The following is a 23,676-nucleotide window of genomic DNA, read 5'->3' as shown; positions in this document are numbered from 1 at the left end:
AGGAAGTTTATGGTTAGTGCCGAAATAATTGGTAATAGAGACCAACTCATATGACCCGTTTCAAGGGGACTTCTAGGAGGAAACAAGCTTGTTTGATGAATTGAGAGTTGCGAAATATCGGTTTACGCTGCAGGCCGGGGAGCGGGGGTTGGAATTGCCTGCTTGGAAAGCCTCAACCTTTCGTGGGGCATTTGGACATGTATTTAAAAGACTTTCTTGTATAAATCCTGGAGAAGATTGCGGAGCTTGTTCGGCGTTAACTTACTGTGCTTATCCTTATATCTTTGAAACAAGACCTAACCACGAAGAGTCATTTATGGGGGGGTATGAGCAGGTTCCACGTCCATATATTTTGGAAGTGCCTACTGATAAACAAACCATTTATGAGCCAGGTGATCTTCTTTCTGTTAATCTGCTGTTGTTTGGTAAAGCAATTCATTATGCTCCTTTATTTGTCAGTACATTTAAGGAACTAGGTGAACAGGGAATCGGCAGGGGGAGAAAGGGCTACCGTTTAGTTCACGTTGAAAATCGTGATATGAAAATGGGTAACCATCGAACCATGTTTCTGAATGAAGAGAATGTAACATTTCACTCTCCCATTGTCCTGACAGGAAGGGATATATGGGAAGGAGCTAAGAGTCAGGCACCGGAACAAGGTCGGCTGATGGTCTTTTTTGAAACACCATTACGAATTAAATCACAGGGTATATATTCTGACAATCCATCTTTCCCATTACTCATTCGGAATATCCTACGACGAATGACTGGCTTACTCCAATTTCATCATGATATAACGCCCAAATGGGATATTAAAAACCTAATCTTAAAGTCGGAACAAATTCAACTTGTCAGAAAAGAAGTTAAATGGGTTGACTATGATCGCTACTCGGCTCGCCAAGACTCTAAAATGAAGATGGGTGGCATCGTTGGGTGGGCACAATATGAAGGTGAGGTAGGGGAGTTTCTGCCGTGGCTGCGTGTAGCGGAGATTATTCATATAGGAAAGAATACGGTTTTTGATCTCGGGAGAACCCGAGTAACAGTTCATCATTAGAATGATTGTTTTACGATCCTTTATGTAGATATTTATAATCTCAAGTTTTTTAACGAATGAAAATTAATTGATTAGATAAAAATAGTTACAGAAAAAGAAAAAGGGGGTGATCCTAATGAATTATTTAACAGCGCTGTACGTAATTATCAAAATCACCATTATTTTAATTCATTAGGTACCCCATAGGATGTATCAAGAGAGGTGAGAAGGCACCTCTCTTGATAAGTATATACAAAAATTGACCCGAAATTTCACAGGGGACTGAAAGTTATGAAGAGATTTATAATGTCTCGATTATTTATGACCCGAATATAGGGGGCAAACATAGTATGCGGGGTGTCTTTAAATGAAAGAAACTTTTGTGGAATTATTATCCAATAAAAATAGAAAGCCAATCAAACCTTACGACTTCCAATTACGTGTTGCTGAGCTTCTACTTAAAGGTCGCAATGTGGTTTTGACCGCCCCTACTGGATCGGGGAAAACAATGACAGCATTATTTCCATTTTTATACGCTCGTCGTAAGGAGCTTTCTTTTGCAGATCGGTTGATCTACGCTCTTCCATTAAGGACTTTAGCTTCTTCATTGTACGAATCAACAAAGTCAGTTATTTCAAGATTCGAACTGACTTCTACAATTCAAATGGGTAACCAGCCTAACGACTCTTTCTTTGAGGGGGATGTTATTTTCACAACGATCGATCAACTGCTAAGTTCGTATATTGGCTTGCCTTATGGAACCTCCAAACGATCGGCAAACATTTCTCCGGGAGCCCTAATCGGGTCTTACATAGTTATTGATGAGTTTCATTTGCTGTCGTTTCGAGAGGCATTGCCGACTTTCCTTGACATGATGGATCGTCTATCTCCCTATATCCGTTTTCTTGTCATGACGGCAACGGCTCCGCAAACAGTGGTACAAACCTTGGAACGACATTTGAAGGGACAAGCTGTAGCCCTTACAAAAGAGGAACAGAACATGCTTCCCAACTGTACACGTTATATCACTTGGTCCAACGTCCCGTTATCTGCAAGTGAAATAGTCAGAAAACATCAAGGTGGAAGAACTCTTGTTGTGGTAAACAGGGTAGAGAAAGCTCAACAACTTTTTTTCCAATTGGATGAGCAACTGTCTGGTGCAAATATAAAACCTGAAGTGAAAGTTCTTCACTCTACTATGTTTCAAGACCATCGTGAAGAAGTCGAGAAGTGGATACTTAAAATATTTTCCAAGAATTCCACTGAGGAGGGTATTCTTATAGCAACTCAAGTTGTTGAAGCTGGGCTGGACATTTCTGCAGATGTTCTATTAACAGATTTATGTCCAGCAAACTCTCTCATACAGCGAATTGGCAGATGTGCCCGTTTTCCCGATGAGGAGGGCAATGTTTATGTCTATTCGGTAAGAGAAGGAGATGAATATAATTTTCTTCCTTATGCCTCAAAAAATGGCGACCAACAAGATATAAAAATAATGTTGAAGACGGAAGAACTATTGCAACACCTGCCTCCGAATGCGAAAATGACTCCCGAACTTGAAGAAACTTGGATATCAGAGGTCCATGAACCAATTGATCAAAAGAGAATTACTGAAACTATAAGAGACTTGTTCATACGGAGTAAAGAAATAACGAATGCGTTGATCACCGGAAATGCGGATACAAGCGGACTCGTCAGAAGCATTGACAATGTTTCCATAATACTTCACCCCGATCCGAAAGAATTGGATTTGCGAAAAAAACCACAGGTTGTATCGATAAGTCGTGGGAGGCTCCGTTATTTTTTGCATACTTTAGCTGAAGATAATAAATATCAATGGGAAGAAAGTAAACTTGTCTTTATTCCCGAGTTTCCCGACAGCCAAGACTATGGGGAAGAGATTCAATGGCGACCGATAAAACGAACACAAGAGGCTCTGCAGGTTACACTGCTGGTTCTGGCTCCGCAGATTGCAAATTATCACAATATAGTAGGACTGTTGCTTGGAGAATCTGGACTTACCTACTCAAAATATCTCTTAGATGAATCTGGAACCGCTTTTGAACGATATAGCTATTTAAGGGAAACGTATATGGAGCATATAAAAGAAGTTAGGGATGTGCACAGGAAAGAAAAGGAAAAGTACAGTGTTGCATCGAAATATATAGCATCAACTTTTCAACTAAGTGCACAAAAAGTGGATGAATTATCTGAACTAACCACAGCATTGCATGATGTAGGGAAATTAGGTGTTGAATTTCAGCGGAAAGTCCGACTTTGGCAAGCGGACGTCAAAAACAAGCAAGAACATGAATTTCTAGCTCATACTGATTTTGATGCAGAAAATCAGTTTGAACGACGCGCAAACAACAAAAGTTCTTACAAAAGGCCACCTCACGCTGGTGAAGGTGCAATTGCACTGCAGGAATGGGTAGGAAAAGAATTCCGTGATAAAAAGATAGCGGTCCCGCTATTAGTTGCTATTTTACGTCATCACAATGCTTTCAGCGAAAGGTCAGAACCGATTGTCTTTGCCAAAGGTGCAAGGGAACATGTGATTCGTAGTTTACAGGGGCTACATTATGAACCATTTTTAAAACCGCAAAATGAATCGCATCATTTTGATAATCTTGTTACATGGTTACAAGATCGAAATGTATTGGCGTTTTATTGGTACTTGGTGAGAAGATTACGGCTATCAGATCGTAGATCCCAGCAGAATCACAATAATAAGTTGGGATTGGAGGGGAAGAATGACGAAGTATAATCAATTTTACATCCAAAAACGTACTGGGACATATGCAGATGCTTTGGCTGCCGTAGGGCTCTCGAAGATGATATGGGCAATTTCCCGAGGAACATTGGAGACAGAGGTTATCGAGGAGTCAGGGAGTTTTCGCGTAAAACTTGCTGAATCAATCGATCTGGAACAGGCGGATTATTCAGTATTACAACGTGAACCATTGTTTTATTTTATACAGACAAAACCAGAAGAAACCCCGCCCGCAGGAGCAAGAACGTTTAATTATATTGAAAATAAAGCAAGGGCAGATACTTTAAGAGAAGCAAGAAAACGGAAAAAAGCTGGTCAAGATCTTTCGGAATTACCGGAACCGCCTAGAATTTTTTATTCATACCAGAAAATAAACATTTTACAAGGTATAAATGTCCGTAATAAACTTTTCGAAGAGATATGGTCCACGAGTTTAGATGATTTGGCTGAAAGTGTGAAAAATAAATTAGCTTCCTTGGGAATTGGGCAACTGTCTGGCGATATCAATACCAAATTTAGGCCAAAAATTCCGGCTGTTCAGGTATTCAACCCTGCTATCGGAAAAGGAATCAATCGCCCCAAACCTGACAGTGCGGCACGTGCATCCCTACCTTCGGTTTTCACAGACTGGTTTGAAGAATGGTTACGGTTTATTGGGTCTGAGGTTGTACTATGGGGGTATACCATCGGTGATGACATCAAAATGATGGTCCCCGTCCCAGGAAATATTGGCATGGGTAATCTGGAAACTCTAAACCGTTTGGAGTTGACTCCTGTCTGGAATTCACGTAAAGCCGACATCTTTGCAGTATTTGATTTGGTTACGTTTCTTCTCGGGAAGTCTGAAAAGAAGGAAATCGATGAATGGGCATATATCACTCCCCAAGGAATGACTCCCAGGGACGTTATTTCCTCGGTACAAACAGCTTATTTTAAGTCCTTGGGGTCGGCAAGGCCGGTGTCCAATATTTCTTCAGTTGGGCTACCGGATTGGTTTCAGATCTACGATGAAAACGACATCAATAGATGGACAAACTTGATTGAAGAACATAAAAAGGCCCTTCAATTATTAGATGAAGACAAACATGAAGAAGCGTCGCTTCTTCAGCTCTATCGGGATTTTCTCTCTGCCTCGGATTGGATTGTTTTTTTAAGATTTTTAGGGAGTTATGGGCCACTTATTATGAGTCGAAGAGATAAAAATCGACCCATTCGATCGTTTCAATCGTCAAATTTGGAGGTGCTGTTCAGAATGTCAAAAATAGGTTTACCTGTTAAAGAGATTATTGAAAATGATGGATTCCGGGGGATTGCACGAGCCATCAAACAGGCTACAGTCAGTGAGCAATACCTGAAATCAAAAGGACAACAGGTCTTTGACATTAAATATGGTTTGTTTCAGGAAATCAAACGTAAAGCGAAATTTCGCGAAGAATTACTATGCGTTATAGCAGAATTTGTAAATGAATTCAACTACGAAAATGCACGAAGAGAGGAACAGATTCGGGATAAGCCTGGACGACGCCGTAAACGGGTTTCAGAGCAGGAATTAAGTCAATTTGGAGAGTTGCTGGATCGCTACAAAGGGCAAAAAGAAACTGAAGCAATCGCTATGCTTCTGATCGCTTTTGCTTCGGCAAAAGATGATAAGACACATGAAGATAATGATTATACCGAGGAGGAAGTTGGAATATGACAATGTTGATGCAATCTCTCTCTATTTCAGGGATATTAACAATTGATATGCACTCTTTGAATAATGAAGGGGCGGAAGGCAATCAATTACAGACGCGAATGGTTCATATTGTAGACGAAAATGGTGAACCGACAGTTGTAAACGCGATTTCTGGTGATATGCTTAAGCATATCCAAGCTGAGCATCTTCATGGATTGGCTCTTGAAAAGGAACTTCCACTTTGTGCAGGATGTACCAAGTTTAATTCCAATCGTATTAATGCGGATGCAGAGTTTTTTAAATCTCTTGGCGATAAAAATGCGATTGGAGATACATTGAAAAAAGTTCTTCAACACTGTGCGGTGGATGATTTGGAAGGTGTTTTGATCACACAGGGTGGACGTTCGACTCCAAGAAAGTCTACTGTAGAATTTGGTTGGTTGGTTGGAGTTCCTGAGAAAACTCGGACTGAATCTTATTTTCACGTTAAATTTGATAACAACCGTGGTCAAGGCTCTGGCGATGAATCAGGGGCAAATCTTGGACAGAATATTTTTTATCGACCTGCGAGCTCTGGTGAATATGCTCTTGTTATGAATGCTGAATTATCAAGAGTAGGGTTTAATGATGTTGAACGTGAATACCAGATTACTGATGAGGATCGTAAAAAGCGAACTCGGGCTCTGCTTGAGAGTATTTTGCTGACCTTTATTAGGCCGCTTGGTGCCCATAGAAATACCCAATTCCCGCATATCGTCAATTTTCAAGGGATTGTAACAACATCGACTGCTGCCATACCTGCTCCTACAGTTAGTCCTTTGAATGGGTCGTATCTTGATGAAGTTCAAAAAATTCAGGAAAACCTGAATCGGTTGTTTTCAGATGCTATAACAACGTATAAGTTTGAGTCCCAATCTGAGTTTACAAAAATTATGGCGGATCTCATCGAGCAAGTGAGGTAGTCATATGTGGCTGGTGACAACGTATCAGCACACTTCACTTTTCTCATTAAGAAATTCGTCTGCTACGAGTTCCGGAGGTAAGACCAATCTTATTCCAACCATGTATAGTGTTAAAATGGCACTATTGGATGCCGCTTTTCGAATGGGACTCGATGTTTCGTTGGAATTCCCTTGGATTCGTGATTTGGAAATTCGTTTTGAACCACCTGAACAGGCAGTCGTAAATAACAGTTTTATTAAAATTCTTACGGAACCAAAAGATAAAAAAGCAGGGCCAGCATTTATTACTTCCGTAGGGTTTCGCGAATTTGTTTTTTACGATGGAACACTCAAAATTGCGGTGAAAATAGAAAATTTGACACAAAATCATATTGATAAGTTAAAACTTTTATTCTTTCATGTTAACTATTTTGGTAAGAGAGGGGGTTTTTTACAACCTATTTGTCAAGGGATCCAAGAATATTTGGGAAGTACGTTTAGCTATTTTCTTGGTGAAAATGGTAAATTTAGCAGTGATGTGATAATGCAATATCTTGACGATATGGGACCAAAAGCAACTTTTCCTAGTATCAATACTTTTGATGATACGGCTGCCCGAATAGGACGAGATAGAATTATGAAATCTGTTTTTGTTCCTTATCATCAGGTTGCATCTAGTCGTGGTTATACTTGGTTTAAACGTGAATCGAGTGGATCGTCTTAAAAGCTCTGAGGCCTCATATGAGGTCTTAGAGTTATTTCAATCATTGTAGGTAAAGAAAAAGAAGGTGTAGAAATGGACTTTCGACGGATTGAGGAAAAAAAGAAACTGTTAGATTCGAAAAGGCCCTTGCCGGAAGCACTTGTAAAGAATTTAAAAGAACATCTCCTAGTGGAATGGACTTATCATTCGAATGCAATTGAAGGAAACACTCTCACTTTGTCGGAAACCAAGGTAGTTCTGGAAGGAATTACAGTAGGCGGTAAATCTCTTCGAGAGCATTTTGAAGTCATAAATCATGCGGAAGCTATAGTCTTGATTGAAGAACTTATTAGCAAGGATACCCGGATCAGCGAGTTTGTAATCAAACAAATTCATCAGTTAATTTTAAAAAATATCCGTGAACGTGAAGCAGGAGCCTACCGTACTGTTAACGTATTTATCCAAGGAAGTCCTCATATTCCCCCGATGAATTCGTTAGTTCCGGGGTTGATGCGAGATTTGCTTGAATGGCTTGATAACGAAGGAAAAACATTACATCCGGTTGAAAGAGCAGCAACTTTTCATCACCGATTTGTACATATTCATCCTTTTATAGATGGAAACGGACGTACTGCACGTCTACTCATGAATCTGATTTTGATGCAGGATCACTATCCACCGGCAATTATTCGTCAGGAGGATCGTTCCAATTATTATAATGCTTTAAGAGGAGCAGATGAAACAGGAAATGTCGAGCCGCTAGTATTATTGGTTTCAGAAGCTGTGGAGCGGATGTTAGATAGTTATTTATGGGCACTTGGATTGTCTGACAAAAGATCATAGCGTCAAATTTTAACGAAGTTCAATTGATTAAGCGATATAAGGAAATAAATTAGTATAGACTTTTTGTACATGAAATATTCTGCTATAGGGTATATTATTGTTATCAAGATATACTTTTATGGAATTTCGAGGATAGCCGCCATATTATAACGAAAATTCAATCCTCGGAAAACGTGAAGAAAGTTACAGTAATTATAATTGTGCGAACCCGCACCACGACTGGGATTTTTGACGCCCATCGCGGTCGGTTACAATTGATGACCCGGTTCAAAGGGGACTGAAAGGGCGCCCAATCAATCGGTTTTCCCATTACGCTCGTTGTTACAATTGATGACCCGGTTCAAAGGGGACTGAAAGGACGGAAATCAAGATATTGCCGCCTGGAATAACGATGAGTTACAATTGATGACCCGGTTCAAAGGGGACTGAAAGATGACAAGAACCGCATCATACAGCCTGTCTTCCACTTCGGTTACAATTGATGACCCGGTTCAAAGGGGACTGAAAGATTTGCAGATGGTTGGGCAATCGGCGCGGATAGCCGTGTTACAATTGATGACCCGGTTCAAAGGGGACTGAAAGCACATGTACAGCATCCCACAAGCACACAAGCGCCCCTGTTACAATTGATGACCCGGTTCAAAGGGGACTGAAAGAGTGCGCTCTGTCCGAGTTTGGATACAAAATCACCATAGTTACAATTGATGACCCGGTTCAAAGGGGACTGAAAGTTAATTCAGTATTTAATGGACATACCTACAATGATTCAGTTACAATTGATGACCCGGTTCAAAGGGGACTGAAAGGCGTTGAACGATGGGGCGTGTCCTGTGAGAGATGAATGTTACAATTGATGACCCGGTTCAAAGGGGACTGAAAGTGGTTATTTAGTGATAACTGCAAGAATGGCGAAGACTGTTACAATTGATGGATCGAGGAGCGTGACCCACAGGGAGAGACGGCCTTGATGGACCGCTATCTGTACGAACTTTGGCTGAAAAACCGGGAGCGAGCCTCGAAAATGTTGCGCATACCCTACTCAAGTCGGGAAGTTAAAGTGGATAAAGGACTGGTGGAGATAGACGACGCTGCAGAAATCTACTAGTTCATATTCTTTACAATTTTTTTTGTAAAAATTTTGATGGTACTCCTCCCTCGTAAATCGTAAATGGTGCGGTAGGACGCGCTGTTCCACCGAAAATGCGATTGGCACTATTTATTGGCCCATTTCACTTTGTACATTATATGAATTATCAGTTATATGAATGTATGTTTATGATATAATGGTTTATAATAGAATCATGAAGGGAGGAGGCAAAGGCAGTGCTTGACACCTATGCCGTAATTGCAGAACCTTCCCGCCGACGCATCCTGGACCGACTGCTACAGTCCGATTCTAGTGTCACTGAACTGGCAAAAGATCTCGGTCTGTCACAACCCTTGATATCCAAACACCTGAGGACGCTTAGAGAAAGTGGTCTGGTGCAGGTCCAGGTTCAGTCCCAGCGTCGGATCTATTCTCTGGATGCTAGACCCCTTGCGGAAATTGACGAGTGGTTGAGTGCTTATCGGCTGACGTGGAATCGGCATGTTGACGCCCTGGAGCAGCATCTTGAACAGAGAAAAATTTTACGGGAGGAAGACACAAAATGAATACACATGAGTTAGAACATGTTCAACTGACCGGAGAGGATGGAGAATGGATCCTTGTTCTCGAGCGGATTCTTGAACATCCACGTGAGGAAGTTTGGGCTGCCTTAACCGGGTCCGAGCAGATTCCAAGCTGGGGCCCGTTTCAACCGGATCGTGATTTGACCTCGACAGGAGCAGTACGTTTGAAACATATCGACATGCCTGAGGCAGATGAGGTGCATGGATATGTCCTCGAAGTTGATGCACCGCACTTACTCGTATATAGGTGGGGCACGGATATCCTAAGATGGGAACTGAACGAAGTTGGAGACAAAACAACGCTGGTTCTTCGTCACCGTTTCGCAGATCGCAAGCAAGCGCCTTCCTACGCAGCGGGATGGCACCTTTGCCTGAAAGGTCTTGCCGGTATACTGGCTGGCAAACAGATGCCTTCCATGGTGGGACACAACGCCATGAAATATGGCTGGAATGAACTGTATAAACGATATGCCGAACAATTAGGCGTGACTCTGTGACAAACACACATCGATTTTTGGGAGTTTGTCGGGTTCGAGACCGAGCGGGAAACCATTAGATTTTCCGGGTAAGGGCAATGCGCGATCATGAATTCATGAAAGGTGATGACTATGGCACGTGTTTTGTTTGTCAACGGAGGTTCCGAAGGACATATCAATCCGACCCTCGGTGTGGTTCAGGAACTTATCCGTCGTGGCGAAGAGGTAGTTTACTTTATGGCGGAACAATTTCGTGATCGCGTCGAGCCAACGGGCGCAGATGTGATCACGTTCGATGGCGGCAAATTTTTGGAGGCATTCCTTGCCGGAGGAAGAAATCCTTGGGCTCGAGTGGGTGGACTTTTGCGCACCGCCGACATCGTCATTCCAAGTGTCCTGGAGCAAACAAAAGGAGAACGTTTTGATTACATAATTCATGACTCGATGTTCGGTTGTGGGCGTTTGCTTGCACAAATACTCGACCTGCCGGCAATCAACTCGTGCACGAGTTTTGCATTTCAACAAAACAGCTTTGACAGCCTGCAAGATCACCTCTCGCGCCATTTTCCAGCAGACGTGAAAGAACGTGCACAACAGGAGTTTCAACAGCTCGTCAATAACGTGCAAGCGAAATACAATGTGCAAGTTGGCTCTGCCTATGAGGTCTTCTGCAATCCCGCGCCGTTGACCATTGTCTACATTTCAAAGCACTTCCAACCTGAAGGAGACAGCTTTGACGAAACGTACAAGTTCGTTGGGCCGTCTATTGCACCGCGATCGCACGGCCAGTTTGATTTTTCCAACCTTGACACTGACAGTCTGATTTACATATCCCTTGGCACTGTGTTCAATCAAGCGGTGGATTTCTACAAGCTCTGCTTTGCTGCTTTTGCCGATACGAAGCATACGGTCATTCTGTCCGTCGGCAGGCAGACCCAAATTGAGGACTTAGGGGACATTCCCGGGAATTTTATTGTCCGCAACTACGTACCGCAGCTCGAAGTCCTGCAGCGTGCCAAATTGTTTATCACTCACGGCGGCATGAACAGCACTTGTGAAGGACTGTACTATGGTGTGCCATTGATTGTGTTTCCTCAAAGCGCCGATCAACCGATCGTAGCACGACGTGTGGCGAATCTCGGTGCGGGGGTCCAATTAAAACAAGAAGGGTTAACTTCCGCCGGTCTCAGAGAGGAAGCAGAGCGCATACTCCAAGATTTTTCCATCCGTAAAGCTTGTCGGGAAATCGGTGATTCGTTTCGTGCGGCAGGGGGATACCAGCGAGCTGTCGATGAGATCTTTGCACATAAGTACGGTCTGGGCATAACTGGGTAAACCAACGTCGTCCTGCAGGGGTGATGTATCTGCGGGACGCACATTCTAAGTCCTTCACTTACCTCTTTATCCTTCGCAAGCATCGCACCGGCGACTACAACAGAGGATTTTCATCCGGTCGGCACCGTTTGCATGGTCTAAAGCCAGCAGCTTAATGGCCAATTTGCCGCTTCGGTGTTATCAATGATTGTTTTGTACAGACGGTGGAATACACTCCTTTTGTTGTAGTTCATGGGTTTTTCCGTTACACTCTTCATTAGGAGACCGCCTGGTATGTTGTTTGATCGTACTTATAACAATACCAAAGATTGGTCTTTTTTTGTTATTTCACCGATTAGGTAAAACAAAAATGTTGTCAGTGTTCTGTATTACCAAGGTTTATGACACCTGCGGCCTCGCTACATAAATAATTCAGGAAGAAAGTATAAAATTATTTATGTGCTTAAAAAGAGTTAGCTAAAGGAGGAATTACGATTAAGAATCCATTTAAACAATACAGTGTTGGCCATATTTTTTTTGGCAGTGTTTCTTCTATCATGGTTGTAATGCTTATTTTAATGACCTGGGTTAGTTATCATTTTTCATTGAATACGTTAATCGGCAACACTTCAAAATATCAACAAAACATGTTAGGCGAATTAGAAAAAAAAATAGATATTCAGCTTAATTCCATTCAAGAAATTTCGCTGAATATTTCATATAATGATTCGTTGCAAAAATACTTGCAAGGAATCCACGATCCTTATCAATACAATTTAATTCGCTATACAATGAATGAAAATCTCCAAAATGTCACATTCAGTTTACCAATTATTCAATCGATTGATTTATATTTGCAAAATCCACCTATGACAAGTCCGATTGAATCTGTACAATATTATTCATTTCAGCAGTTAAAAACAATCAAATGGTATTCAAAAGTGGAAAATTCCGAGGCGTCTTGGGTTGGCAAGCATGAAATCGATTCCAGTATAGGAAAAATAGATGTTGTCAGCTTTATTCGAAGACTTTATACGTATAACGGAAATTATAAAGGGCTTTTAGTGATCAATATAAAGACAGATGATTTAAAGAATTTACTTCAGGGGGAAGGAACAGGCCCGAATTTGTTGCTTTTGAACACAGACGGTATACCTATAACGATTTCTGGTGTAAAAAACCCGAATGGAAGCTATATACAAAACGCTATTTTGAATCGAATACAAAATTTAGAACAAATTTTACTTTCGAAAACTGAAGGTTCCGAGATGACGGATAGTCAATTGGTAGTATGGAAACAAGTACAACAAACAAACTGGTTATTACTTGAAGTTACGCCTAAAAACGAATTGGCAACAGGCAGCTTATGGATGGCGTTTGTTCTTTCGCTCGTCGGTGTAACATCTATTGTTATCTCTTTATTGCTTATGTTGTTTATTTCGAAACAATTTACAAAGCCCATTCGAACACTTGTGGCGAATATGATCAACACTCCAAACAAATTAAACAAGGTTCAATTGCCAAAAGATTATAAAAATGAATTTGGCCTGCTCTTTAAAGGGTATGGAAATATGTTAATGCGAATCGAGGAACTTTATCATTCTTTAGAAGAACAATATCAGCGTCAACGAAATGCAGAGTTAAAAGCGTTACAAGCGATGATCAATCCACATTTTTTATACAATACATTGGATCAATTGAATTGGATGGCATTAGAGGCTGGTGAAGAACGAATGAGTCAGGTGATCGAGTTAATGGGCAGAATGTTTCGTGTTGGCTTATCAAACGGTGAAAGTTTAATCCCGATTCGTGATGAACTGACACATTTGGAAAGCTATCTGAAAATCCAACAGATTCGTTTAGGTGATGGCATCACATATAAAATAGATGTGCCGGATGATTTGCTGGATTTGTTCATCCCGAAGCTAACCTTGCAACCTTTTGTGGAAAACTCGATAATACATGGATTTCATGGCCGGTCTGAAGGCTTGATTGAAATACAGATGCGTACGGAAAATGATCATATTCTAGTAGCGATTGCAGATAATGGGAGAGGTATGCAAGCAAATTGGCGTAATGACAAAAGAGATACAGGTGGTTATGGTTTGCGAAATGTAAGGGAACGCTTCAAAACGTATTTTGGCACAGAGTATGATTTCCAGATCGAGAGCCATCAAGATGGAACAACTGTATCATTTCGAATTCCAAAGATAAAGGATAAGCAAACGTTTGGAGGATTGCAATATGTGGAAAGTAGTAATCGTTGATGATGATCAACAAACTTTAAACGGAATGAAGAAAGTAATTCCTTGGGAGCAGTTGCAAGCGGAATGTGTAGGTGAATGCATAGATGGTAAAGAAGGTCTGGAAACAATCCTCTCGATTCAAGCAGACCTTGTCTTAACAGATATTTATATGCCAGTCATGAATGGATTGGAGATGATTGAGCAACTGCGGCAGCAAGGATACAAGGGAAAAATCATTATATTAAGTGGGTATTCTGACTTTGAATATGCAAGAAAAGCACTTCGTTTACAAGTAGATGATTATTTATCAAAGCCACTGTCGGTTCAAACGTTAAAGCAGGTATTGGAAACATCTTTTCGTAAATTAGAGGAAGAAGAAGCACAAAAAATTTTGCTGGAAAAAATGAGTACAAACTTTTTTAATGAAGGGATTTCAAATGAAATTCCACAGGAAGTAACAAAAGCAATTCGGCCGTTTTCCTTTTATCATCAGTTAGCAGGCGCTGTTCGACTTGGATTGGTGAAGCAATCGATGCAAACGATTGACGAGTATAAGCAACGGCTGGATCAAGTAAAAGAAATCACACCACCGATTCTGCAACAACAGTTGTATGAGATTTGGGGTGTGCTTGCATACGCATTGCATGATGTAGGAATATTTCTTGATGAAATATTTCCAAATCTCGATGTGCAGAAAGAAATTAGGAAAATATATACGACGGAGCAAATGGACGAATGGTTATCGCGGAAAGTACACATGATTTTAATGGACAGGCAATGGAATGAAAATGTAAAGCATAAGCAAGCTGTTGAATTTATGGTTCAATATATCCAGGAACATTATGGAGAAGATGTAACAATAGGTGATCTGGCAGAAAAATTATTTATTTCACGAAACCATTTAAGTCAAATTTTTAAAAAAATAATGGGAGAAACGTTTAATACTTATTTGACACAGTATCGGATGGAAAAAGCAAAAACAATGATTTTAGAAGGAAATTATCTTATTTATGAAGTTGCGGAAAAGGTGGGGTATAAAAATATTCCTTATTTTAGTACGTTATTTAAAAAGTATACGGGATTCACTCCGAGTGAATTGCAAAAATAAAGATTCGAAGAATTGAAAATAAAAAAACGATATATTTTAAAAGGTTTTGTGCATTTCTCTTCTACTTGCATTTATGTAAGCGTTTTATAATCAAAACATCCAGTTTAGGGAGAGAAGCTAAACAAAACTGGACAAGCAGAATCATGCATAATCAGTTCTGCGAAACGAATCACGCAAACATTTTTGCGAATAATGAAAGCGTTTCTAAATGCGAGGGGGAGTGTTAATGAAAAAGTGGTTAGTAGTGGGGGCGAGCTCTTTATTTCTTGCCGGTACTGTTTTGACAGGATGTGGATCTGCTGCGAATAGCAATCAAGGTGCAGGCAAGGATCAAACTGCAAGTAGCGGCAAACCGATTACAATTAATTTTTATAGCGTTGCAGGTACAGACAACTATTATAAGGATATTTTGATTCCGATGTTTGAAAAGGCAACACACGGCAAATATCATGTAAATTACGGCCGTGGTGGTTGGCAAGAAATTGTAAATAAGATAAAGGCACAAGGAAATCACGTAAATATAGATGTTGTTGCATCCGGTATCGATGGTGTGCCTGCAGGGGCAAAACAAGGAGTATGGGAACAACTGATCCCGAAATATTCAAAAGAGGTTCGTTATGATGAGATGACAGATACTGCGAAAGCATATGTGAAAGAATTTGATGGCTATGGAGCGCCGGTTTTTACATCATTAGGCGGCCCGGTGATCATATACAATAGCGACAAAGTCAAAAATCCGCCAACCACGTATGCTGCGTTGAAAACCTGGATTGAAGCACATCCAAATAAGTTTGAGTATGCAAATATCCAATCAAGTGGTCCGGGAAGGGGATTTTATTTCGGCCTGATTCAAAGTATGGGTGAAAATATGAACAACCCAAACAATTTGAGCAAAACATACAAATATCTGTCTGATATTAATAAATATGTAAATGCGTATCCGTCGCAAACAGGTGATACTTTAAAAGCTCTTTTGGATGGAACGGTAGACATCATTCCGCATTTGCCAGGATGGTTTGCGAGTTTGTACACAGAAGGTCAGATTCCACCCAATATTAAAATTGCGACTCTTAAGGATGCCAAGCAAATATTGGATGCCCAATTTTACAGCATACCAAAAAATCTGTCACCGGAGCGCAAGAAGGCTGCATTAGCATTTATTCATTTTGCAGAATCAAAAGAGGCGAATGCGCAAATCTATTCCGTCTTTTATATGCCGTCAAATAAAAATGCAAGTATCGACTTATTGCAACCAAAAGAAAAAGAGACGTATATGAACGGCCTTAAAGTCATGCCGGCGGAATTTAAAAACGGCAATCAAATTATAACGCCTGCTAATAATTGGACATTGTTCCCGCAGTCCGATGTTTTGCTCAAGCATTATGATCTTTGGCAGCAAAAAATTCAGGCGAAGAAATAGTGAAAGAAAGGCAGCCTCGGTCATGATGGATCGAGGCTGTGAATTAGGAAAGGGGCATTCCGGATGGACCTTGCAATTATGAAAAAACAGGATGCAAGTACAAATGTATTGATCCATGAAGTAACAAAAACGTTTGGCGATGCAACGGTCGTAAATAATATCACACTTGGAATTGAAAAAGGGGAGTTTATGACGTTGTTAGGTCCAAGCGGATGCGGGAAAACGACGTTATTATCGATGATTTTAGGGATACTTGATGTAACGACAGGCAGTATTTCGTTTAACAGTCAGAGGATTGATTATATTCCCATGCATAAACGGGATGTTGGCATGGTATTCCAGAATTATGCCTTGTTTCCACACATGACCGTTATGAAAAATGTCGAGTTCGGCTTGGAAATGCGGAAAATCCCCAAAGGAGAACGAAAAAGGCGAGCGCTGGAAGCGTTAGAGATGGTCCAGTTGGAGCACTTGGCGAACCGTTATCCAAAAGAGCTTAGCGGCGGACAGCAACAACGTGTTGCATTGGCACGTGCATTGGTAGTGCAGCCAAAAGTATTGCTGCTGGATGAGCCGCTTAGCAACTTGGATGCAAAGCTGCGTAAAGATATGCGGTTGCAACTGAAGAAATTACATCAGGAATTAGGGATTACTACAATTTATGTAACACATGATCAAGAAGAGGCATTATCATTATCGACCAAGGTGGCCGTGATGGCAGCGGGTAAACTGCAGCAAGTCGGTACACCGCGAGAAATTTTTCTTAAACCCAAAAATCAGTTTGTGGCAGATTTTATCGGCTATGGCAACTTTTTTAAAGGAAGGCTTACGGGGGAACAAGCCGGGAATTTTATATTTCAATCAGAAAAAGGATTTACTTTAGAAGTTCGGAAAGATACACAACATAAACTGGGTGATTCCGTCATTCTTACGATTAAACCCGAAAATATCCGAATCATAAATCAGAAAACCGGAAGAAATGAACTGTCAGGAAACATTGTGATCAGTGACTATGTCGGGAATATTACCGGATATGAGATTCTATCTGAGTATGGCGACCCGTTAAAATTAAATGCCCTTGGGGCAGATTCATTTCCGGTAGGGAGCGAGCTAATGCTTTATTTTGACCCGGAACATTTGGTAATGATCGATTAGGGGTGATTGCATGAGGCAGAATAACGTTCGTAAAAAAATTGGTGATTCTATTTTTATATTGCCGTCGCTCATACCATTGTTATTGCTATTTTGCTATCCTCTTCTAAAAGGCATTTTTTTAACATTCCATAAAAGTGGAGAAGCCGGATGGACATTCTTTAACTATATTACGTTTTTTACGCAGCATAATTTTTATGATACAATTCCGCGCACCTTTATGCTTGTTTTCCCCGCTTCTATTCTGGAGCTGGCAATCGCATTTGCAATGGCATATTATTTGCGGAAAAATATCAAAGGCAAACAATTGCTTAAAGGATTGATTATATTTCCATTAACACTTGGGCCGTTGATCGTTGCCGTAGGAATGATTGATTTTTTTAAACCCACCGGTTGGTTAAATTTGTTTTTGATGGGGATTGGAATTGTTCATCAGCCTGTCAAGTTATTGTATAACTATTGGGGGACTTTTATTGCTCTTGTTATTCTTGGCACAGCTTTTATGTTCTCAAATTTGATGGAGTTAATGGAGACAATTGATCCGAATCTGGAACTGGCAGCAATATCACTGGGCGCTGGAGAATTTATGACTTTTCGTCGTGTATTTCTGCCATTGATTCGCTCTAGTGTGCTAACCGTATATGGGCTTAATTTTATTATGCAATTGGCAGTATTTGAATCAGCTATACTGGTTGGGAATCCTGCTTCAGATTCACGCTCGTTTAGTGTAGTCGCTTTTCAATCTGCCATGCAAGACTTTAACTACAATATGGCAACTACAGTCGCGATCGTCATGGGGATCACGCAACTGATCAGCTTGGGTGTTATTTTCTTTATCCGCAAAAAAGGATATATAGGAGCAGCTTCGACATTTAAGTAAAGCGTGGTGAGAGGGTTGAAGGAACAGACAATTCAATTTGAAATTCCTGCAGTGAGTTCTGTTGAAGCAATCAATTATAAACGTAAACAAGCAATATTTAAATGTTTTAAAGCATTGCCTTTTTGGATTCTCATCTCAGGGTTTATTATTACCATTTTTGGTATGACATTCTCCGTACTTTTGAATGCGTTCTCGTCAGAATGGTATGGAACAATTCTGCCGAAAAGCTATACAGCCCACTGGTTTTTGAAGGCTTGGAAAGAATACGATATCTGGAGTTATTACAAAGTAACGATTGAAATTACGTTTGTGTCGACACTTCTGTCGTTATGTTTAAGTATTCCTACTGCCTATGTGTTAGCCAGAAAAAATATACCTTTGAAAGGCGCGTTAATCAGTTTTTTTCAGTTTCCTATTATGTTGCCGGAGATCGTATATGCGATTCCACTTGCAAGCATTTTTTATGAAATTGGTCTGGCAGAGACAATTCCTGGGCTTATTATTGTGGAGCTATTAATCGGAATTCCTTTTTCACTTGTGATTTTAATACCATTCATTGAAACGCTTGATTCCCGGATTGAAGTGGCGGCACAATCATTAGGAGCAAATAAGTTTAAATTGTTCACAAAAATTGTCATACCGCAATTAATGCCTGGCATTACATCAGCTGCCATTAATGTTTTCATTCGGATGTTTAGTACATTCTTGACTATTTTGTTGATCGCGGGTACGTCTACGCAGACATTGCCGGTTATGGTATTTAGCGTACTGCAAAGTGCAGGCAGCCAACCGGCGCCGGAGATTGATTCGTTAACGATTTCGTTAATGTTCCCACTTTTGCTTTTCACATTTGCAAGCTTATGGTTCTCTTCCTATACAAAACGAAAAAGCAGAAAGTAGTTTCAAAAGAATCATGGAATGCTTGGTAGAAAGAGGAGACTACCCCAAAGATTTTGAGTTACTGGGATGGGATTGTCAAGGATATTTGTTTTAATAACATCAAAAGTTATTTGGATTTGGAAATATAGGAGTATTTTGGAGGGAGAGGGACCATGAGAATGGTGTTTCGGTGGTATTGTGAGGGGAATGATCGGATTCCTCTCCGCCATATCAAACAAATTCCTGGTGTAGAAGGTATTGTTTGGGCACTGCACGATTTAGCAGCAGGAGAAGAGTGGCCGATGGAGAGAATCCTTGAGGTCAAAGAGCAAGCGGATCGATACGGTTTAAATATCGAGGTCGTGGAAAGTGTCAATGTTCATGAGGATATCAAATTGGGGCTTCCATCAAGAGATCAGTATATTGAGAATTATAAACGAACCATTGAAAAGTTGGCGAAAGCAGGCGTCAAAGTCATTTGCTATAATTTCATGCCGGTATTTGATTGGACACGGACAGAGCTTTTTAAAGAGTTAGAGGATGGTTCCACGGCATTGTTCTTTGAAAAAGCAAAAGTGGAGAATATGGATCCAATGGAATTGGTGAAGAAAATTGCCTGGAATCCTGACTTTTCCATGCCGGGTTGGGAACCGGAGAGATTAAAACATCTTTCTCGATTGTTTGCGGCGTATAAAAATGTGTCGGAAGAGGATCTGTGGCATAACTTACAGTACTTTTTAGAGCAAATTATCCCTATTGCAGAGAGTAACAATATTAAAATGGCCATCCACCCGGATGATCCGCCGTGGTCTATTTTTGGTCTGCCAAGAATTATTACCAACAGGGAGGGCATTCGCAGGCTATTAAGTCTACTGGACAGCCCGTTTAATGGAGTTACACTTTGCAGCGGTTCCTTAGGAGCCAATCCAGACAACAATATCGTTGATATGATCAACGAATTTTCTGAACGTATTCCTTTTGCACATATTCGAAACGTAAGAATCTATGAAAACGGCGATTTCATCGAGACCTCTCACCGAACATCCGATGGCTCCGTAGATATTTGTGGTATCGTCAAAGCTTACCATGATAATGGCTTTACAGGGTATGCCAGACCGGATCATGGAAGACATATTTTTGATGAAGAATGCCGACCTGGTTACGGACTGTATGACAGGGCCCTGGGAATTATGTACTTATGGGGAATCTGGGATGCATTAGAAAGAGCTGGGATGCATGAGCAAGAGCAAAGCGGGAGGAAGAAAGATGTTAGGCATGAATGAGAATTTAAAAGGGAAAGTGGCGGCCATTACCGGTGGCAGCGGTGTTCTGTGCAGTGTCATGGCAAAAGAACTTGGCCGCCAAGGGGTAAAGGTTGCGATTCTAAATCGAAATGCTGAAAATGGCGAAAGAGTCGCTTTGGAAATCCGTAATTCCGGCGGCGAAGCGGTGGCCATTGCCTGTGATGTTTTAGATGCGGAAAGAGTTAAGCAGGCGGAACAAATCATTCGCGAACAATGGGGCGCTTGCGATATCTTAATCAATGGTGCAGGCGGAAATCATCCGGATGGTACGACAACAAATGAAACGTTGAAGCTCGAAGATCTTGAAAATAAAGAAGTAAAATCATTTTTTGATTTAAGCCCTGAGGGATTCGGTTTTGTGTTTGACTTGAATATACTTGGTGCATTGGTCCCTACGCAAATATTCACGCGTCACATGATTAATAGACAAGGAGCTGTCGTGATTAATATGTCCTCGATGAGCGCGCCGAGCCCGATGACCAAGGTTCCGGCTTATAGTGCGGCAAAGGCCGGGATTGACAACTTAACCAAATGGCTTGCTGTACATTTGGCGGATGTAGGAATTCGTGTCAACGCGATTGCGCCAGGCTTCTTCAAAACCGAACAAAACCGAAAGTTGTTAACGAATCCTGATGGTTCCTTAACGGAACGATCGCATAAAATCTTATCACATACTCCGATGCGCAGATTTGGCAAGCCTGAAGATCTTTTGGGTACTTTACTCTGGTTAGTGGACGAAAATATGTCTGGCTTCGTGACGGGAATCACAGTTCCGGTTGATGGAGGGTTCATGGCTTACTCAGGCGTTTGAATTTTTGATTTTCTTTGGGGATGTGTTTATATGCCAGAGTTGATTACGTTTGGCGAAAGTATGGTATTGTTAACTCCTCCGAGCGTTGGATCGCTTGAAGATGCAAGTATGTTTTTGCGTTCCATGGGAGGAGCAGAATCCAATTTTGCTATTGGGGCGGCTCGGTTGGGGATTTCTGTCGGATGGTTCAGCCGATTGGGAAAAGACCCCTTCGGTGCATACCTGCTCAAAAAAATCCGTGGGGAAGGTGTCGATACGTCACAAGTCACTTTTGACCCAATTTATCCGACAGCCGTCATGTTTAAAGAGACGAAAGCTGTGGGGAATCCGAATGTGTATTATTATCGCAGGGAATCTGCTTGCAGCCAAATGAAACCTTGTGATTTGGATGAAGGCTATATTGCTCAAGCAAAGATCTTGCATATTACGGGAATCACCACAGCTTTAAGTGATAGCTGCCGAGAGACCATTTATCAAGCCATTGAGATAGCAAAACGGCATCATACAAAAATCAGTTTTGATCCGAATATTCGTTTGAAGCTTTGGAGCATGGATGAAGCACGAGAGGTTTTGCTTGACCTGGCGGCACGTTCTGATTATTTTTTTCCAGGTGAAGAAGAATTAAATCTTTTGTTTAACACAAATGATCGAAATATCTGGAAAAAGAGGATTCTTGATATGCGATTGCCTTGCACTGTGGTAAAGCTCGGCGCAGAGGGATGTATGGTATTGGAAAATGAGGAATTCACTTTTGTCCCCGGCTTTCCAGTGGCGAAAGTGGTAGATACTGTGGGCGCCGGTGATGGATTTGCCGCAGGATTTTTATCTTCCGTAATCCGTGGAAATAGCTATGTGGAAGCTGCAAGAATCGCAAATGCAGTTGGAGCCAGGTGTGTCACATTTTATGGTGATATCGAAGGACTGCCAACACGAGAAGAACTCGATGCATTTATGGGTACACGTGGATCGGAGGTTGAAAGATAAATCTTTTCATATAAATGCGTGTTCAAAAAGTGGTTAAGTAAGACACAAGGAGTGCGAAGCCGAAGCACGAAAAGGCGACGGAGTGTACGTGTTTGGTACATGAGTAAGCCTTTTTGGGATTCGGCAAAGCAATCCGCCGTGGAGTTTTGACTACTTTTTGAACACGCACTATTACAGATTTAACTCAAAAGTCGAAGCACCGTTAAATATAAAGATGGCTTAAATACTATCATGTGTGAATCGATTAAAACTAGATTTGCAGGTAGTTTAAAAACGAGAATGTGACTGGGAGGTCTAACACAATGATTAAAGTTGCGATTGTTGGCGCGGGTGCGATTTCCTCGCGGCATGTCGAAGGATACTTGAAGTTTCCGGAGAGAGCCAAGATTGTCGCTGTTGCAGACATCTATGAGGATAAGGCAGCTAAACATGTTTCGGATTATCACTTGGACGCTGTGTCTGTATCTGATTACAAACAATTGCTGGCCGATCCGAATATCGATTTGGTTACCATTTGCACACCTCCGTCGACGCACGCACAAATCGCGATTGATTTCTTGCTGGCCGGCAAGCATGTACTTGTCGAAAAACCGATGGCTGCGTCGCTTGCAGAGTGTGACGCAATGATAGCGGCAGCGAAAAAGAGCGGTAAGATCCTGTCGGTTGTCGCCCAAAATCGGTTCCGTACACCTTGGATGAAGTTGAAAAGAGTTCTGGACGAGAAGTTGGCTGGCGAGATTTTGCATGCGCAAGTGAACTCGTATTGGTGGCGTGGGCATAGCTATTATGATTTGTGGTGGCGAGGAACCTGGGAGAGTGAAGGCGGCGGTTGTACGTTGAACCACGCGGTTCATCACATTGATGCGCTGCAATGGATGATGGGGCTGCCGACCGAAGTATACGCGATGATGAGCAATGTGGCACACGATAATGCAGAGGTCGAAGATATCTCGATGGCAATGTTGCGGTTTGCATCTGGCGGTGTCGGACAGATTACCAGTTCTGTCGTTCATCATGGACAGGAGCAACAGCTTGTATTTCAGTGTCAGCATGCGAGATTGTCGGCACCGTGGAATTTATACGCGTCTGCCCCGATGCAAAACGGTTTTCCGGAAAGGAATACGGAGTTTGAACAGAACATACAGGATTTTTATGACAAATTTCCGGATGTCGAGTATCAGGAACATGCCGGTCAGATTGAAAATGTGCTCACTGCGCTTGAAAATCACGGCGAAGTGTTGATTGATGGGAATGAGGGCAGAAAGACGCTGGAATTGATTGTCGCCATTTACAAATCCGCATCCATTGGCAAGCCTGTTCGTTTGCCTTTGGCTTTCGACGATCCGTTTTATACCAAAGATGGTTTGATGGCGTCCGTTCCGCGTTTTTACGAAAAGACGGGTTCCGTTGAACGATTCGAAAATAACATCATCACAACAAGCGGTAACTGACGTTGCTGC

Annotated in this window: 19 protein-coding genes and 1 CRISPR repeat array; all 19 genes read left to right on the top strand. The window is 41.4% G+C overall.

The window, feature by feature from the left end; translation table 11 throughout:
* Positions 1-88 precede the first annotated feature (88 nt).
* The 19 genes from cas6 to LSG31_RS22670 all read left to right on the top strand — a co-directional run bounded on the left by cas6 (position 89) and on the right by LSG31_RS22670 (position 23,667).
* Positions 89-1,057, top strand: a complete 969-nt coding sequence (gene cas6 / locus LSG31_RS22760) for a CRISPR system precrRNA processing endoribonuclease RAMP protein Cas6 (protein ID WP_347437319.1) — start codon at positions 89-91, stop codon at positions 1,055-1,057.
* A 346-nt stretch (positions 1,058-1,403) separates the two neighbouring features.
* Entirely contained in the window at positions 1,404-3,803 is a 2,400-nt protein-coding gene (gene cas3, locus LSG31_RS22755) for a CRISPR-associated helicase Cas3' (RefSeq protein ID WP_347437318.1), read from the top strand.
* A complete protein-coding gene (locus LSG31_RS22750) occupies positions 3,790-5,505 on the top strand; it encodes a hypothetical protein (RefSeq protein ID WP_347437317.1) in 1,716 nt (571 codons plus the stop codon). The genes cas3 and LSG31_RS22750 overlap by 14 nt, the downstream gene beginning before the upstream one ends.
* Entirely contained in the window at positions 5,502-6,446 is a 945-nt protein-coding gene (locus tag LSG31_RS22745; protein ID WP_347437316.1) for a DevR family CRISPR-associated autoregulator, read from the top strand. Before LSG31_RS22750 ends, LSG31_RS22745 begins: the two co-directional genes overlap by 4 nt.
* Before the next feature lie 4 nt (positions 6,447-6,450).
* A complete protein-coding gene (locus LSG31_RS22740) occupies positions 6,451-7,149 on the top strand; it encodes a type I-A CRISPR-associated protein Cas5 (RefSeq protein ID WP_347437315.1) in 699 nt (232 codons plus the stop codon).
* A gap of 72 nt (positions 7,150-7,221) precedes the next feature.
* Complete coding sequence (locus LSG31_RS22735) at positions 7,222-7,971, top strand: Fic family protein (protein ID WP_347437314.1); 750 nt, start codon at positions 7,222-7,224, stop codon at positions 7,969-7,971.
* A gap of 247 nt (positions 7,972-8,218) precedes the next feature.
* Positions 8,219-8,851: direct repeats of the CRISPR family, unit length 37 nt; unit sequence GTTACAATTGATGACCCGGTTCAAAGGGGACTGAAAG.
* A gap of 443 nt (positions 8,852-9,294) precedes the next feature.
* Complete coding sequence (locus LSG31_RS22730; protein WP_347437313.1) at positions 9,295-9,624, top strand: ArsR/SmtB family transcription factor; 330 nt, start codon at positions 9,295-9,297, stop codon at positions 9,622-9,624.
* Positions 9,621-10,139, top strand: a complete 519-nt coding sequence (locus tag LSG31_RS22725; protein ID WP_347437312.1) for an SRPBCC family protein — start codon at positions 9,621-9,623, stop codon at positions 10,137-10,139. The genes LSG31_RS22730 and LSG31_RS22725 overlap by 4 nt, the downstream gene beginning before the upstream one ends.
* Before the next feature lie 111 nt (positions 10,140-10,250).
* Positions 10,251-11,453: a macrolide family glycosyltransferase gene (locus LSG31_RS22720; protein WP_347437311.1), complete on the top strand. Its 1,203-nt coding sequence runs from the start codon at positions 10,251-10,253 to the stop codon at positions 11,451-11,453.
* Between the two features lie 536 nt (positions 11,454-11,989).
* The gene (locus LSG31_RS22715) at positions 11,990-13,699 is read left to right on the top strand and encodes a sensor histidine kinase (protein ID WP_347437310.1); all 1,710 of its coding nucleotides are present in this window, start codon (positions 11,990-11,992) and stop codon (positions 13,697-13,699) included.
* Entirely contained in the window at positions 13,677-14,786 is a 1,110-nt protein-coding gene (locus LSG31_RS22710) for a response regulator transcription factor (protein ID WP_347437309.1), read from the top strand. The genes LSG31_RS22715 and LSG31_RS22710 overlap by 23 nt, the downstream gene beginning before the upstream one ends.
* Positions 14,787-15,012: 226 nt before the next feature.
* Complete coding sequence (locus tag LSG31_RS22705) at positions 15,013-16,206, top strand: extracellular solute-binding protein (RefSeq protein WP_347437308.1); 1,194 nt, start codon at positions 15,013-15,015, stop codon at positions 16,204-16,206.
* A gap of 63 nt (positions 16,207-16,269) precedes the next feature.
* Positions 16,270-17,361 (top strand): ABC transporter ATP-binding protein, encoded by a 1,092-nt coding sequence (locus LSG31_RS22700; protein ID WP_347437307.1) that lies wholly within the window; start codon positions 16,270-16,272, stop codon positions 17,359-17,361.
* Positions 17,362-17,371: 10 nt separating this feature from the next.
* The gene (locus LSG31_RS22695) at positions 17,372-18,238 is read left to right on the top strand and encodes an ABC transporter permease (protein WP_347437306.1); all 867 of its coding nucleotides are present in this window, start codon (positions 17,372-17,374) and stop codon (positions 18,236-18,238) included.
* Between the two features lie 15 nt (positions 18,239-18,253).
* Entirely contained in the window at positions 18,254-19,138 is an 885-nt protein-coding gene (locus tag LSG31_RS22690) for an ABC transporter permease (RefSeq protein ID WP_347437305.1), read from the top strand.
* 152 nt (positions 19,139-19,290) lie between these two features.
* A complete protein-coding gene (gene uxuA, locus LSG31_RS22685) occupies positions 19,291-20,400 on the top strand; it encodes a mannonate dehydratase (RefSeq protein ID WP_347437304.1) in 1,110 nt (369 codons plus the stop codon).
* On the top strand, positions 20,384-21,232 hold the full coding sequence (locus LSG31_RS22680) for an SDR family oxidoreductase (RefSeq protein WP_347437303.1): 849 nt from the start codon (positions 20,384-20,386) through the stop codon (positions 21,230-21,232). The genes uxuA and LSG31_RS22680 overlap by 17 nt, the downstream gene beginning before the upstream one ends.
* A gap of 30 nt (positions 21,233-21,262) precedes the next feature.
* On the top strand, positions 21,263-22,216 hold the full coding sequence (locus LSG31_RS22675; protein WP_347437302.1) for a sugar kinase: 954 nt from the start codon (positions 21,263-21,265) through the stop codon (positions 22,214-22,216).
* Positions 22,217-22,518: 302 nt separating this feature from the next.
* Entirely contained in the window at positions 22,519-23,667 is a 1,149-nt protein-coding gene (locus LSG31_RS22670) for a Gfo/Idh/MocA family protein (RefSeq protein WP_347437301.1), read from the top strand.
* The last annotated feature ends 9 nt before the right edge of the window (positions 23,668-23,676 follow it).

The sequence above is a fragment of the Fodinisporobacter ferrooxydans genome, from assembly GCF_022818495.1.
Classification (GTDB): Bacteria; Bacillota; Bacilli; order Tumebacillales; family MYW30-H2; genus Fodinisporobacter; species Fodinisporobacter ferrooxydans.
This window is presented reverse-complemented; position numbering and strand designations above follow the sequence as displayed.